General features: G+C 35.5%; 9 protein-coding genes. All 9 read right to left on the bottom strand.

The genetic code is table 11. The features are described from left to right. Nucleotides 1-17 precede the first annotated feature (17 nt). The 9 genes from HM985_RS08945 to HM985_RS08905 all read right to left on the bottom strand — a co-directional run bounded on the left by HM985_RS08945 (nt 18) and on the right by HM985_RS08905 (nt 14,108). Nucleotides 18-1,166, bottom strand: a complete 1,149-nt coding sequence (locus HM985_RS08945; RefSeq protein WP_179375923.1) for an alpha/beta hydrolase — start codon at nt 1,164-1,166, stop codon at nt 18-20. Between the two features lie 15 nt (nt 1,167-1,181). Beyond that, nucleotides 1,182-2,678 (bottom strand): sulfatase family protein, encoded by a 1,497-nt coding sequence (locus HM985_RS08940; RefSeq protein ID WP_179375922.1) that lies wholly within the window; start codon nt 2,676-2,678, stop codon nt 1,182-1,184. Nucleotides 2,679-2,710: 32 nt separating this feature from the next. Beyond that, on the bottom strand, nt 2,711-4,318 hold the full coding sequence (locus tag HM985_RS08935; RefSeq protein ID WP_218843397.1) for a sulfatase family protein: 1,608 nt from the start codon (nt 4,316-4,318) through the stop codon (nt 2,711-2,713). Between the two features lie 8 nt (nt 4,319-4,326). After that, nucleotides 4,327-6,195: an alpha-L-fucosidase gene (locus tag HM985_RS08930; RefSeq protein ID WP_179375921.1), complete on the bottom strand. Its 1,869-nt coding sequence runs from the start codon at nt 6,193-6,195 to the stop codon at nt 4,327-4,329. A 2-nt stretch (nt 6,196-6,197) separates the two neighbouring features. Next, nucleotides 6,198-7,415, bottom strand: coding sequence for a DUF6786 family protein (locus HM985_RS08925; protein ID WP_218843396.1), 1,218 nt, complete (start codon nt 7,413-7,415; stop codon nt 6,198-6,200). A 158-nt stretch (nt 7,416-7,573) separates the two neighbouring features. After that, the gene (locus HM985_RS08920; protein ID WP_218843395.1) at nt 7,574-9,091 is read right to left on the bottom strand and encodes an arylsulfatase; all 1,518 of its coding nucleotides are present in this window, start codon (nt 9,089-9,091) and stop codon (nt 7,574-7,576) included. A 4-nt stretch (nt 9,092-9,095) separates the two neighbouring features. Then, nucleotides 9,096-10,979, bottom strand: a complete 1,884-nt coding sequence (locus tag HM985_RS08915) for a sulfatase (RefSeq protein ID WP_179375920.1) — start codon at nt 10,977-10,979, stop codon at nt 9,096-9,098. A 22-nt stretch (nt 10,980-11,001) separates the two neighbouring features. Continuing rightward, a complete protein-coding gene (locus HM985_RS08910) occupies nt 11,002-12,894 on the bottom strand; it encodes a sulfatase (protein ID WP_179375919.1) in 1,893 nt (630 codons plus the stop codon). A gap of 29 nt (nt 12,895-12,923) precedes the next feature. Continuing rightward, nucleotides 12,924-14,108 (bottom strand): putative glycoside hydrolase, encoded by a 1,185-nt coding sequence (locus HM985_RS08905; protein ID WP_179375918.1) that lies wholly within the window; start codon nt 14,106-14,108, stop codon nt 12,924-12,926. Between the last annotated feature and the right edge of the window lie 32 nt (nt 14,109-14,140).

Below are 14,140 nucleotides of genomic sequence, written 5' to 3'. Positions count from 1 at the left end.
TCTTTATTGTATTCCGTTTATTTTAAATATGAATTAAAATAGTCTATTGTTGTTTTGATTATCGATTCTCGTGTTGGATTAATGTCGGCTCCAACTTTTCGCCAATTATGACCTGCGTTTTTTACAATTAATGTGGTTACAGGTGCGCCAACTTTATTCGCTTTTTCTGCCATATAATAAGCGTGTTTTACTGGGATAGTGGTGTCCTTATCGCCTTGGATCATTAATAACGGAGCGCTGTTTTTATCTAAATAATTAATCGGGCTCATTTCCTTATACAGCGCTAATTTATCTTTAGTTTTGGTATCTGGTTTTGTTATTCTAGCACCAAATCGATCTTTAAAATTGGGGCTATCATCATGATTGAATAAACTGATATCTTCAAAATCGCAAGGACCATACCAAGATACTCCAGCGACCATGTTATACCTGTAAGAAGCCAAATCAGGATCGCCTTTTAAAGTTTCTGGTGCACTTAATAATAGCATTTGGGAAATATGACCACCTGCAGAGTCTCCAAAAGAGAAAAACCGATTGGCATCAATGCCTAATGTTTCACTGTGTTTAGACAAATAACGCATAGCATCTTTACTGTCTATTACGCAATCTCGCATGGTCGTAGTTCCGTCTTTTTTCCAAAGTCTATAACTCACGGATACCACACAAAATCCTTTTTCTAAAAGCGCTGTATGCACAGTTTTAAAAGAAGCATTAGCTGCTCCGTGTCGGCTACCGGTTGCCCAGCCACCTCCATGTGTGTATATCACTACGGGTAATTTCTCTCCTTCCTTTGACGTTTTAGGATAATAAATATCTAAGTATAAATCCTCGTCTTCGGTAACTTTATAAAGCACATTTAACTTTCTTTTTCCTTCTGTCTTTAGGTATGGAATTTGCTTTTTAGCCGAAAATTCTTCAAAGCTAACGAGGGCATCTCCGTTACTGTCCAATAATTTATTTAAATTTTTCCATAGGCGTTTGTTGTCCTCCTCTGTAAATTGACCGTCTTTGTTTACATCTAATCTTTCCCAAGTTTTGTTAATGTAAACATCGCGATACGCTCCGTTGGATTGGTCTTCTGATTGCGCAATTCCTTTTAAAAAAGGAAATGTGATACCTAGAATTACTAATGAAACATTAAAATTAAATCTTCTAAATTTTGTCATAACTCTGCTGTATTCTTATTTATTACTATACCCTTGGCTTTTATAAGTCTCTAAAAGTTGTTCTAATTCTGCTACAACTTCAGGATGTTCGTTATAGAGATTATTCTTTTCTTCAGGATCATTAATCATATCGAATAACGTCCCAGGAGCTTCGTTTGGTTTTGGTTCTATAGACCTTGGTTTTGTAAAACCACCTGAACCTAATTCGGGAGTGTATTTCCACTTGCCTTTTCTAATGGAGAACACACCAAACATGGAATGATGCACAACGGCTTCTCTAATTGGAGTCTCTATATTAGAGGTATAAGCAGGCCAAAGATTATAACTATCTTCAGCACCTTTTTCCACGTTAGGTTGATTTAATATACCAGATAAGGTCGCAAACAAATCTGTTGTACACATGAGTTGATTCGATTCCAATCCTGCAGGAATGACACCTGGCCACTGTGCAATGTATGGCACGCGATGACCTCCTTCGTAAATATCGGCTTTTTGACCTTGGTATATATAATTGGCACGATGCGCAAATTTTTCTTTATCTCTTTCGGTCCAATTAGAGCCGTTATCAGAAGTCACAATAATTAAGGTGTTATCTAGTTTTCCTGCTTTTTCTAAGGCAGTAACAACTGCACCAACAGCATCATCTACCATGGTTACAAAATCACCATAATCGCCTGCTTCAGATTTACCAACAGCATCACCTACTGGTAACCAAGGTGTATGAGGTGCAGTTAACGCAAAATAAAGGAAGAAAGGTTGGTCTGTATTTTTTTGATCATCAATAAAAGAAACCGATTTTTTTGTAAAATTGTCTAAGACTTGATCAAAAACAAAATTTGGTGCTTTTTCCCCTGGCCTCCAACTAAGACCGCGACCCTTTCTTTTTACGTTTGTATATGCTGTAGGTAATTCAACAGCTTTTCCATTTTCGATATATAAGTAAGGAGGGATGTCTAATGATGCAGGAATGATATATGAATAGTCAAAGCCTAAATAACTAGGGTCTTTTATGGGTTTACTAAAATCTACATTGCTAACTCCGTCTTTTGCTTTTATAGTCTTATCTCCATCTTTTGGTTGCATATCTAAGCCTATGTGCCATTTTCCAATACATGCTGTGGTATAGCCATTACTTTTAAGATAAGAAGCTACTGTTGGCCTGCTTTCTTCTATTAAAGCAGGTTTGTAACCGTTTAAAACCCCTTTTTTTAAGGAACTTCTCCAGGCATAACGTCCAGTAATGATACCATATCGCGTAGGTGTACAGACAGAAGAATTTGTGTGTGCATCTGTAAAATGAACTCCTTCTGATAGCATTTTATCCATGTGTGGAGTTTGAATTCCGGATTCTGGATTTAATGACGACAAGTCTCCATATCCCATATCATCGGCCAAAATATATACAATATTTGGCGCTGTATTTTTAGTCGTAACATCTTGTTTTTCGCTAGAGGTTTGAGCCTTACAAGAAGTTATAAAAGCTAAGATGAAAAGGAATCGTAATATGTTCATTCGTTCTTTTAATATAATTATTGTTGCTTAAATTATTTTTTTAAAGCAAACTTTGCTTGAGGCCATTCTCCTGAAATAGGATCGTTTTTTTGAACTTTTCCAGGTGTACTTCTGCCGTTTTGTATGTGTTGGATTAGAATTGCTTTTAATTCCTTAACCTTTTCAGGGAATTGATTGGCAACGTTATTTTTCTCTTTAACGTCCTTTTTTAAATTGTATAGAATTTCTTCCGCAGTAACATCTTTATGTATTTTTGTTTCGCCAGAGGCCATAATACCTGAGTTTGGAGATACAATTAATTTCCAATCTCCTTTCCTAATCGCAAAAACACCATACTTGTCATGATGAATAGTGGCATCTCTTAAATAATCTCCTTCATTGGTTAATAAAGGCATCATGCTAAAACTATCTTCGGCCTCATTATCCTTAAAATCATAACCAATAATATCTGCACATGTTGCCATAAAATCCGTAGTGCATATGGTGGCCTCTGAAACCGAATTTGGTTTTATTTTTCCTGGCCATTTCACTAAAAATGGGACTCTGTGACCTCCTTCTAAATAACTTCCTTTATAACCACTATAAATATAACTTGGACTGTGTTTTTCCTTTTTTAAAGTTTTTAAATCGTTAGTAGTAGCAAAACCGTTATCACTTGTAAAGATGACTAATGTGTTTTCGTCAATGCCTTGTGCTTTTAGTGTTTCAAAAATACGACCCATTAAATCATCTATCATGATTACAAAATCGGCATAAGGACTTTTAATGTCGCTTTGACCTTTCCACGGTGCAATTGGTAACACGGGATTATGTGGAGAAGGCAAAGGAATGTACATAAAAAAAGGTTGGTCTTTATTGGCATTTTCCTTAATGAAAGCAATAGATTTATCTACAACATTAGGCAGTACGTCTTCATGTTTAAAATCATCCGCAATATCTCCTCTAATCCAAGTGGCATATGGTGATTGTTTTTTGGTTTGAGCCGAAATTCCTGTTGGTACCATGGTGGCCTTATTATTTTCTATATACACAAAAGGTGGCATGTTTAGGGATGCTGAAATCATATATGAATAATCGAAGCCCATATCATTAGGACCAAACTTTAAAGGTTGACTATAATCAATAGCCTTAAAATTCAAGCGATCTGATGTCTCTGAAAAATGATCAAACTCTTTGCTGTTGTTTTTCATCGTCCAGTTTAAACCCAAATGCCATTTTCCAATACTTGCTGTTTTATAGCCCTTATTTTTTAGCATCTGTGCCACTGTTAATCTGTTTTTCTGAATTAAACTAGGTGAATTTCCCCAAGTCACAAATTCCTTTAAAGGTGTACGCCAATTATATCTTCCTGTTAAGATGCCATATCGTGTTGGTGTACACACAGAAGAAGAGGTATGTGCATCTGTAAACTGCATGCCTTCTTTACCCATTTGATCTAAATGAGGTGTTTGTATTTTACTGTTTTCGTTATAAATACTTAAATCACCAATACCCAAATCATCTGCCAAAATGTATATGATATTTGGTTTTTGGGGTTTTGGTTCTTCTGTAGTATCGTTATTATCAAAACTGGTAAGCATAAAAAGTGATGCCAATAATAAGCTACTAATTATAAGTGTTTGAGTTGTTTTAGTTTTCATAATTTTATTTAATTATTTTTTAAAGTCACTTCTATAACGTAACCAAGTGCGTCTTTAGGCACTCCTGTTATTGTGGTTTGTAAGCCGTTTTTATTCTGATTCCAATTAAGGATCTTATCGCTTCCTAATAGTTTTACCTGTTCAATATCTCCTTCACCCTTTTTTAGTGATTTTATTAGAATTTCTCCTTCTGTATTGGTGAGTGAAATAGCGTAAACCTTGTTTCCTTTAGTCGTGAACCAAAAATCTTTAGACGTGAAATTTCGTAGAAAACCTTTGGCAGCTCTATGACCTGTACCATCTAATAATGTTTCTTCTTGGCCTTCGTTTGGTGTTTTCCAACGGGTTGTTCCGTAAACAGCATCTGCATTTTGATGAATCCATTTGCCCATCTCACGTAGGTTTTCTGCACTAGTTTCGGGCACATGTCCTTTTCCGTCAGGACCAATATTCAATAAATAGTTTCCTCCTTTAGATAGAATATCTACAAAATAATACAGCAATTCTTTTGGACTTTTCCAATCGTCATCATAAGATTTATAACCCCAAGAATTATTCGTAGTACCACAAGTTTCCCAATACTTTTCTAACGTTTCGGAGGCCGAAGGAATCTTATTATCTCCGGCATCTAAATAATCTCCAAATGCATAACCCACTCTTCGGTTAACTAAAACGTTTGGATTGTTATCATAAACGAGTTTATAAAACTGAAAGGCTTGTGCTTCTGTAGTAAAACCTGTGCCATCAAACCAAATTAAACGCAGTTCAGGTAACATGGTTAGTAATTCTTTTATTTGTGGATAGGCTTTGTTTTCCAGATATGATTCATGTGTGTTTTCACTTGGATCCCATAAATTTTTACCATTTGGGTGTGTATAAATCCCTAAAGAATCGTTTACTTTTTTGATGGTCTTGTAATTCCCATCGGTGCCATCCATCCAATCATTACCATGAGAATAGTACACTCCGAAATCTATACCTTCTTCTAAACAAGCGTTATAAAGTTCTTTTATGATGTCTGCTTTGTAAGGCGTGGCGTCAACCATATCAAATTCAGAATGTTTAGAATTAAACAAGGCAAAGCCATCATGATGTTTTGAGGTGATAACGATGTATTTCATACCAACATCCTTGGCTAATTTTACCACATTTTGCGCAAAGGATTTATCAGGATTAAAGGTTTTAGCTAGTTCTCTGTAGTCTTCTCTAGGAATTTGAAACGCATACATCAACCATTCTGCAACTTTTGGTCCTGGATGTGGTGCGTTGTTAATTTTAGTGCCTTTCCAAATGCCTCCAGCTTGTGAGTATAATCCCCAATGAATAAACATGCCAAGTTTGGCTTCCTTAAACCGTTTTAATGCCTCTTGTTTTTCTTTGGATTGATGCATGGCTAACCATTCTTGATGATACTTATCAGAACCAATAGGTTTTTTATAATGTGGAATTATTCTTAGGCTTTTAAAATCGGCATCAGTCGTTATAGAAAGTGTCTGTTTTTCTGTGTTTTTTATTGAGAATATGTTTTTGAATTCTGAAACTATGTCATTCGAATTAATAACGTAGTTTTTCAATAAGGATGCTTCAAATTCTTGTTCACCTATTTTTATTTTTACAGATTCATTATTTTTAAAGGATGCTTCAGTTGAAACCATTTGAAGGACATAATCAGACGGCTGTTTTACATTAAAATTCCAAGAAAAAGTAGTTCCGTCTTGGTCTGCATCTGTTTTGTCTAATACGATCCAATTATCAGTTTGATTGAAACGCTTGTTTTCAGATACATTAGCTTTTTCTTTTGTTGTACAGCTATATTGTACGATTAAGGCTATAAAGAGCGAACATATAAGTACTGTGTTGATTTTTAATCGCTTCATGATTATAACGATTTTATAATAACATCTAAGCTTACACCTAAAGTAGCTTTTGCAATGGTATTTAATTCGTGTTCATCGCCTTTTAAATGCATTGTAGTTTGAATATGAACCATGGTTTTATTTGGTTGTAATGCTGCCGCTGGTGATGAGGTTTCTAACTCATAAAATGGTCCCATTGGCGGAACACCTGGTTCTGGAGAACCATCATTATAAGCATTTATGACATCTCCTGCAAAAGGTTCTTCTTGGTGCTCCCATGCTGAATTCACATAGCCATGAGGTGCTTCTTGGGTATTATAAGTCACCAAAGTTAAAACTTTACCTAATGCATCATAGCTTCCAGCAATTCCTTTTGAGCGTTTTGAGTTGACACCAATTTTACTCCGTTTGGTCCCATCTCCCTTAAAAAACAATACATCCTCTTTTACTTCTAGATAGTCTTTAGGCACCTTACCAAAATAAGTGTCATTTACTTTTTGTCCTAACACAATTTCTTTTCCCTCTTTAAAAGGAATAATCATAGTCGTTTCTGGTGAGGGGTTATACATTCCTAAAATCCATATAGAGGGTAACCCCGTTTCTGGTAGCCATGGTTGATCACCAATATTTGTAATTTGATTATTGGTTTGGTAGCCTACAAACTCAATGTTTTCGGAAAACGGTGTTCTAAGGGTATTTTCAATGGATGCTTTATTTAAAATAGAAATCGAACGTCCAATACCCATTTTAAAAATGGTTCCACTTTTATTTATGAGTTCACAATGGTGTTCAAACGTCGCCGAATGATCTGTATGGGAAACCAAGGTAAAAGCCTCTGTATCTATTACTGCAGGAGTTTTCCAATTTGAAAATTCAAAATCGTCTTCTGGTTTAAAAAAGAGCGAAAACTGACCTCCTTCAGGACCTAACCAAAAACGTTCTTCACCTCCAAATACATAAATCTGATTTTCTAAGCGCCCCTCACGTTCTTCTTCTGAAAGAAACCCAGCTTCAATGACTTTTTTGTTAATCCATCCAAAACCTTCGCCTTCAGCTACATTTGTAGTGCTCGTCATAACACGTCCTTGAAATTGAGGTGCAATAACTACAGCACTCTGTCTTTCTTGCAAAACAATAATATCGGTATGTTTTTTTAGAAAGGTGAGGTCTTTAGAAAAACCGTGGTCTTTTTTCATAGTATCAATCATAGTTTTAGAATGGTTGTGTCCTGATAAATTCATTAGAATCTCAAATCGTTTTGCTACGAGATAAAAATTTTCAAGGTTACTAATTTGCAATTTTTTTTAGATTAACCTCATATCTAATTCAACCTAAAAGATATCTCTTTTAAATAAATAGATCATTTTAGATGCGCTAGAAATCATGACATTTCAGCTTTTTAGTTTTTTTCGGCAATCCCATTATTCGGACTCCAATTAGGAATCCCTTGGGCTTCTAGTTGCTCATAATATTTGGTATGTAATGGTTGTTGTTTTACGCGCTTTCGATTTTCGTTTATCATAAGTGGAATAGAGGCAGACCACCATTGGTTATAAGGTTGCTGAAATTTGGCTATCACATCAGGATGTTCTGAAGCCACATTTTCGCGCTCTCCAGGATCATTACTAATATCGTATAACTCTTCATTATTAACAAAACGCCATTGCTGACTTCTAACCGCCATTTTAGTGTATTTGGCTTCGGTTACCATTCCGGTTTTCCAACGTCCGCAATGCACAAATAGCAAACGGTCTTCCCAATTTACCGCTGTATTTTCTAATAAAGGGATTAATGACAAGCCTTCTAAAGGCTGCATTGTTTCTTGTAGCTTAGCTCCAGTTAATTCCGCAAAGGTCGGGTATAAATCTAAGTGTGCGGTAAGTTGGTTAATGTCTTTTCCTTCGGTTAAAACACCTTTCCAATACAAGAAAAGCGGCACATGATCGCCACCTTCGTTCGGTGAGTTTTTTCCACCTTTAAGATTAGCATTAAAATGTTTTACCTTTTCTCCATTTAAAGTGCCTCTTAAATGTGTGGCCCCATTATCTGTGGTAAAAATGACTAGCGTATTGTCTAAGGCATCCCATTCTTTAAGTTTGCTCATCAATCTTCCGAAGTTGTCATCGATGTTTTCAATCATGCCATATCTACTGGCAGTGCCTTCATCATAGCCTAATTCTAAAAAACGTTTTTTATAGTTTTCAGGAGCTACCAAAGGAGCATGTGGCGCATTTAATGAGAGATACGTAAAGAAAGGTGTTTCTGTAATAATCTGTTCTTTTGTCCAAGCCAGAGCAGCATCGAAAAACACATCCGTACAAAAGCCTTTGGTTTTTACAATGGTTTTATTGTGAAGTAAAACATTATCAAAATAAACATTGTCTTTATTCGGTGGGAAATCTCCTAAACTTACTTGACCAATACCACCACCTCCATGCATCAACACTTCGTTAAACCCTCTGTTTTGTGGTAGATAGTCTTCAGCATCTCCTAAATGCCATTTCCCAAAAAGTCCGGTTTTGTAGCCTGCAGATTGCAACGCTTGAGGCAGCGTGTACACATCCAAAGCCATGCGTTCGCGCTCTAGAATGGTATGGGTAACCCCAACTCTAAATTCATGACGCCCACTTAGTATAGCAGCGCGTGTTGGAGCGCAAGTAGGACTTACATGGTATTCTGTAAATCGTGTTGATTTTTCATAGAACGCATCAATATTTGGAGTCTTTACAACCTCATTTCCCATGCACGACAAATCGCCCATGCCTTGATCATCCGTCATTACAAAGATGATATTGGGCTTGCTATTTTTTAACGTATTAGTACTTTCTTGGGCATGGCCCATTTGAATAAAAAACAGGAAACACAAACAACAGTTGGTAGCCACATTTTTCATGATTCCTATTTTTATCTTCAACATTTAATTACTTAACTTTATGAAATTCGCCTTTTACCATAAATCGATTCTCATCGATTAAAATAATGCCGTATTCTTTTGCTTCCTTTGGAACCGTAAAGGTGTATTCTAAATTATTGCTTCCAACTGCAACAGGTACTTTGATATACGTAGATTTTACTTTACTTTTCTTACCTTTTTTATTAGCCTTAGCCTTGTCTGAGATTTTTACAAGCGCATAGCTTTCAATCACATTCGATTTTCCTTTTTCTAATTGAATAGCAACTTGACGAGATTTTGCATCAAAAACATCATTCACAATAACCGGAATGGCTGATACTCCATCTTCGGTTTTAAATTTAGAAGGGTCTTTATAAGGCAATTTGGCATCATAGTCTTTCAGATAGTTTTCTAATTTTGAAGCTAAGGCTTTCGTGATTTCTGGCTCTTCTTTGGCAATATCATTCTGTTCTTCTAAATCATAGCGCTTCCCATCTTTATACAAACGATGCAATACATAATTACCGGTGATAAAGTTTTTATATAATTTATAGTCGCCAGATCGTATAGCAGATTGATTTTTAGTCTCGTCGCCGTAAGGGTAATGCCACCATAAATCTTCTCGAGGTTTTCCATTATTATCTTTAACCTCACTTTCATTATTTAATAAGACACCTGAAACATCCAAACCATCTAAATCTGAACGATAGTCAGCAGGAATTTTACTATTGGTAAGGTTTAAAATGGTTGGGAAATAATCTAACTGATTAATTAAAACATCGTGTGTTTTTCCTTTTGGAATCTTTGGTCCAGAAATGAGCATCGGTACTCTAATACCGCCTTCTTCTGAATATTTTTTTCCCTTGTCTAAAGGGGCATTATCTGACATCACTTCTGCTTTACGAGTTTCCGCTCCACCATTATCAGATGAAAAGATGATGTAAGTGGTCTCGTATAATTTTTTACCAGGATTTCTAGGGTCATCTGTTTTCTTTAATAAATCTATCACACGACCTAAACTCCAATCTAAGGTGGTTACCATAGCCCCAAAATAAGGGTTATTCTGACCTTCTTTAGTCCATTCAGTATCTACTTCAGGAAGTTCTACGCCTAATTTATCAACATAATAGTCTAGTAATTCACGATTTTTTGTGTGAATAGGGTAGTGCACCATCCAATGTGCTAAATATAAAAAGAAGGGTTCTTCTTTGTTATTTTGTATGAATTCTAAGGCATTTTCAGTCACCGGATCTGTTGGATATGAAATGCCTTTAGGCGATTCCTTAGTGAAAGGGAAATACTTTTCTTCACTTAAGCGATAAGCATCATTTTTATCATGAGTTGCAAAAGCTGTTAAGCGCGTATTCGGTTTTTTTGGACCTTGATGCGCTCCTCTAGACTCATGTGCAAAATCAAAACCTTGATTGGTGGATTTTTGAATTTCAAGCGCTCCTGCATGCCATTTACCTACATGTCCTGTTTTGTAACCATTCATTTTTAAAGCTTCGGCGATGGTAAAGTTTTCAGGCATTAATCCTTCAGGAAAATAAGGACTCATATATTTTTCATTCCTCTGAGCCTTAGGAATGCCTCCTCCGCTCACATTAGTGATTCCTGTTTTAGCAGGATGTAATCCACTTAAGAGTGCAGATCGCGAAGGCGCACAAGTTGGTGCTGGCGAATACCCATTGGTAAAGTTGATGGCATCTTTTGCTAACGCTGTAATGTTTGGTGTATCCCAAGCACAAGGTTCGTCTAAATCGTTTAATTGTACATCTTGCCAACCCAAATCATCAGCATAAAATATGATAACATTAGGTTTTATTAATTTGTCTTTTTCCTGACTAGTTACATAGTTCGAAGAAAAAAAAGCTAGTAATACTAGGATTATAAATGTGTTGTTAGTTTTCATTATTTATTTAAAGCTTGAGTTTTTAGTTGATTTTATGAAATTCACCTTGTACCATAAATCGATTTTCATCTATTAAAATAACCCCATATTCTATGACGCCTTCAGGAACAGTAAACGTGTATTCTAAATTGTTTTTACCTGATTCTAAAGGTATTTTTATGTAGGTCGTATCATGTTTTCCATATTTGCCTGTCTTTCCGTTCTTTTTCTTTTTAAGCTTGGTTGCTATTTTTACCAAGGCATAAGGTTCAATCACCTTAGTTTTTCCTTTTTCTAAGGTTATAGATACTTTACGGGAATTCGTGTCAAAGGCATCGCTAACAATTACTGGAATCGATGCTGCAGTACCATTATTTCCTTCACTTTTAAATTTTGAAGGGCTTTTGTAAGGATATTGCGCATTGTAATCTTTTAGATATTTTTCTAATCTTGAAGATAAATCTTTTACGACTTCTGGCGATTTGTCTGCAATATCATGCATTTCTTCTAAATCGGCTCGTTTTCCATCGTTATACAAACGGTATAATTCATAATTACCTTCAATATGGTTTTTATATAATTTATAATCTCCACGTCTTATGGCAGATTGCATTTGGTGATCTTGATTATGTGGGAAATGCCACCATAACTCTTCTCTAGTTTCTCCTTTGTTATTTTTCACAACACTTTCATTGCTTAACAACACATTTGAGATATCTAATCCATCTAAATTTGAACTGTATTTAGCAGGTATTTTACTTTCTGTAAGATCTAAAATGGTTGGAAAAAAGTCCAATTGATTGATTAATGCCTCTTTTGTTTTTCCTTTTGGAATATCTGGACCAGAAATAACCATAGGCACTCTAATGCCACCTTCTTGAGCATATTTTTTACCTTCATCTAAAGGAAAGTTGTCTGTAACGATATCTCCATTGGCTTTTTCTACACCTCCGTTATCAGAAGAAAAAATAATATAGGTCGTTTCATATAATTTTTTACCAGGATTTCTAGGATCGTCTGTTTTCTTTAATAAATCGACCACACGTCCTAAACTCCAATCCAAAGTCGTTACCATAGCGCCATAAAACGGGTTGGTTTGCCCTTCTGTTTTTATAGGAATATCTTCCTTAGGGAATTCTATTCCTAATTTATCACTGTAATATTGTAGTAATTCTTTGTTTTTAGTATGAATAGGAGCATGTACCAACCAATGTGCTAAATATAGAAAGAACGGCTCTTCTTTATTAGATTCAATAAACTCAAGTGCTTTTTCTGTCACCATATCTTTTGGATAGGAAATGCCATTAGGTGATGCTTTTGTAAAAGGCGGATATTTTTCATCACTCAATTGATATGGATCATTTTTTTGATGCGTTGCAAATTCAGTGAGGCGGTTGTCTGGTTTTTTAGGGCCTTGGTGTGCACCTCTAGATTCGTAAGCAAAATCGAAACCCTGATTTGTTGATTCTTGAATATCAAGAGTTCCTACATGCCATTTTCCAACATGCCCCGTTTTATAACCGTTCATTTTTAAAGCTTCTGCAATGGTAAAGTTTTCAGGCATTAATCCTTTCGGAAAAAAGGGTGCCATATAATCTGAACGTCCAGCGGGTGCAGGTATAGCGCCTCCGCTTACATGGGTAACCCCTGTTTTAGTTGGGTGTAAACCAGAAAGCAATGCTGCTCTCGAAGGTGCACAAGTAGGTGCCGGAGAATATGCATTGGTAAAGGTTATTCCATCTTTTGCTAATTTGGATATGTTAGGCGTTTCCCATGGACTTGGTTCGTCTAAATTGTTTAATTCGGTATCTTGCCAACCTAAATCGTCAACATAAAAAATGATGACATTCGGTTTTATTAAATCCTTTTTTTCTTGACTAATTCCATAATTAGAAAAGAATAATAAAATTGCAAGTGCTGTTAAAAGTGATTTCATTTTTTATTTATAAAAAATTAAGAGTTAGTTTATTTCCAATCCAATTGGGCTGTTTTGTTTTGTATATCTAAGGTAACGTCTAAATATTCAAAAGACCTTGTGTAAATGTAGCCTTCACGTACGGCATAGCCTTTTGGCGCTCCTAGTTTATTCTCATACTGCGGAAACGTTTTAAGCCAAACCGCAGATTTTTGAATATCATAACCATCATGTGGGTAAACATAACTGTGTTTTTCAGCACAGACTAGAAAAATAGCCAATAGATAATCTAAGCGTTTTGTAAAATTTTCATTCATGCTTACTTTTTTTCTAGCGTCATCAATACCTGCTTCAGCATTTTCTAATCCTTTACCAATACCAAGAGACATCGCTATAACACTGCCTTCTCTCGCTGATTTTTGAACAGCCTCAATACCTTTTGCTAGGTAATCTTCATAAGTCATGCCAAAACTTTCATGTTCAAAGCCTTCTATGTAAGAACCATCAAAGAATTTTAAGTAGTCTCTCCCTGAATCTTTAAATTCTGGTCGCACACGAAGAATATTTGCAATTAATAAATTGTCTTTTCCTATTTGAGCGTCTAAATCTGCCATCATGGATATATAGCCCGTTTTAATTGCTTCTCGTTTTTCTTCTCCAACACGATTGTTAAAAAACATAGGGACTAAAACTTTAATATTCGCATCTAAAAACACCCCATCAATAAATGGGCTTTCGGTAACTTTTTTCACATGGTTTAACCAATATTCACGAACATCGTCTTCAGAGATATCAAAGAAGCCTGTTCTACCGTTTGGCATCAACGCTTTTTGTCCTTTAGTGTTAACTAATAAAGCTTCGGGATGTTTATATAAAAATTCTTCATCTTCATTATAACCTCCCCAGTTTACAATAACATTTTTGTAGTATAATATTTTGGCATCAGGATTTATTTTTTTTACAGCTTTGGCAGCCTTGATTGTGCCTTTTTCCGTGGATCCATACGCTTTACTTCCCGTTGTTTTTTCAAAGGTTGTAAGAGGAAATTTTGAAAGGTAGGTTAGCTCCTCTTTTGTAAATGCTTCAGATTTACGCAGATGCATATACAAAGGCATTTTGTCCCAAGAAAATTCAGGTAATTTTTGTTTTACCAAAGCTATTTCTTGTTTTTGTACTGAACACGCACATAAAGAAACGGCTAATAAAACTACTAAAAAGGACGATTTTAAACGCATTGTTACCTCTAGTTAATTTAATTGTATTTTCA

The sequence above is a fragment of the Winogradskyella wichelsiae genome, from assembly GCF_013403925.1.
Lineage (GTDB): Bacteria > Bacteroidota > Bacteroidia > Flavobacteriales > Flavobacteriaceae > Winogradskyella > Winogradskyella wichelsiae.
This window is presented reverse-complemented; position numbering and strand designations above follow the sequence as displayed.

Excerpts from the sequence above, each read along its gene's own strand:
- HM985_RS08935 (WP_218843397.1), bottom strand. The coding sequence starts at position 4,318 with ATGAAAACTAAAACAACTCAAACACTTATAATTAGTAGCTTATTATTG.
- HM985_RS08930 (WP_179375921.1), bottom strand. The coding sequence starts at position 6,195 with ATGAAGCGATTAAAAATCAACACAGTACTTATATGTTCGCTCTTTATA.
- HM985_RS08910 (WP_179375919.1), bottom strand. The coding sequence starts at position 12,894 with ATGAAATCACTTTTAACAGCACTTGCAATTTTATTATTCTTTTCTAAT.
- HM985_RS08925 (WP_218843396.1), bottom strand. The coding sequence starts at position 7,415 with ATGAATTTATCAGGACACAACCATTCTAAAACTATGATTGATACTATG.
- HM985_RS08920 (WP_218843395.1), bottom strand. The coding sequence starts at position 9,091 with ATGTTGAAGATAAAAATAGGAATCATGAAAAATGTGGCTACCAACTGT.
- HM985_RS08940 (WP_179375922.1), bottom strand. The coding sequence starts at position 2,678 with ATGAACATATTACGATTCCTTTTCATCTTAGCTTTTATAACTTCTTGT.
- HM985_RS08905 (WP_179375918.1), bottom strand. The coding sequence starts at position 14,108 with ATGCGTTTAAAATCGTCCTTTTTAGTAGTTTTATTAGCCGTTTCTTTA.
- HM985_RS08915 (WP_179375920.1), bottom strand. The coding sequence starts at position 10,979 with ATGAAAACTAACAACACATTTATAATCCTAGTATTACTAGCTTTTTTT.
- HM985_RS08945 (WP_179375923.1), bottom strand. The coding sequence starts at position 1,166 with ATGACAAAATTTAGAAGATTTAATTTTAATGTTTCATTAGTAATTCTA.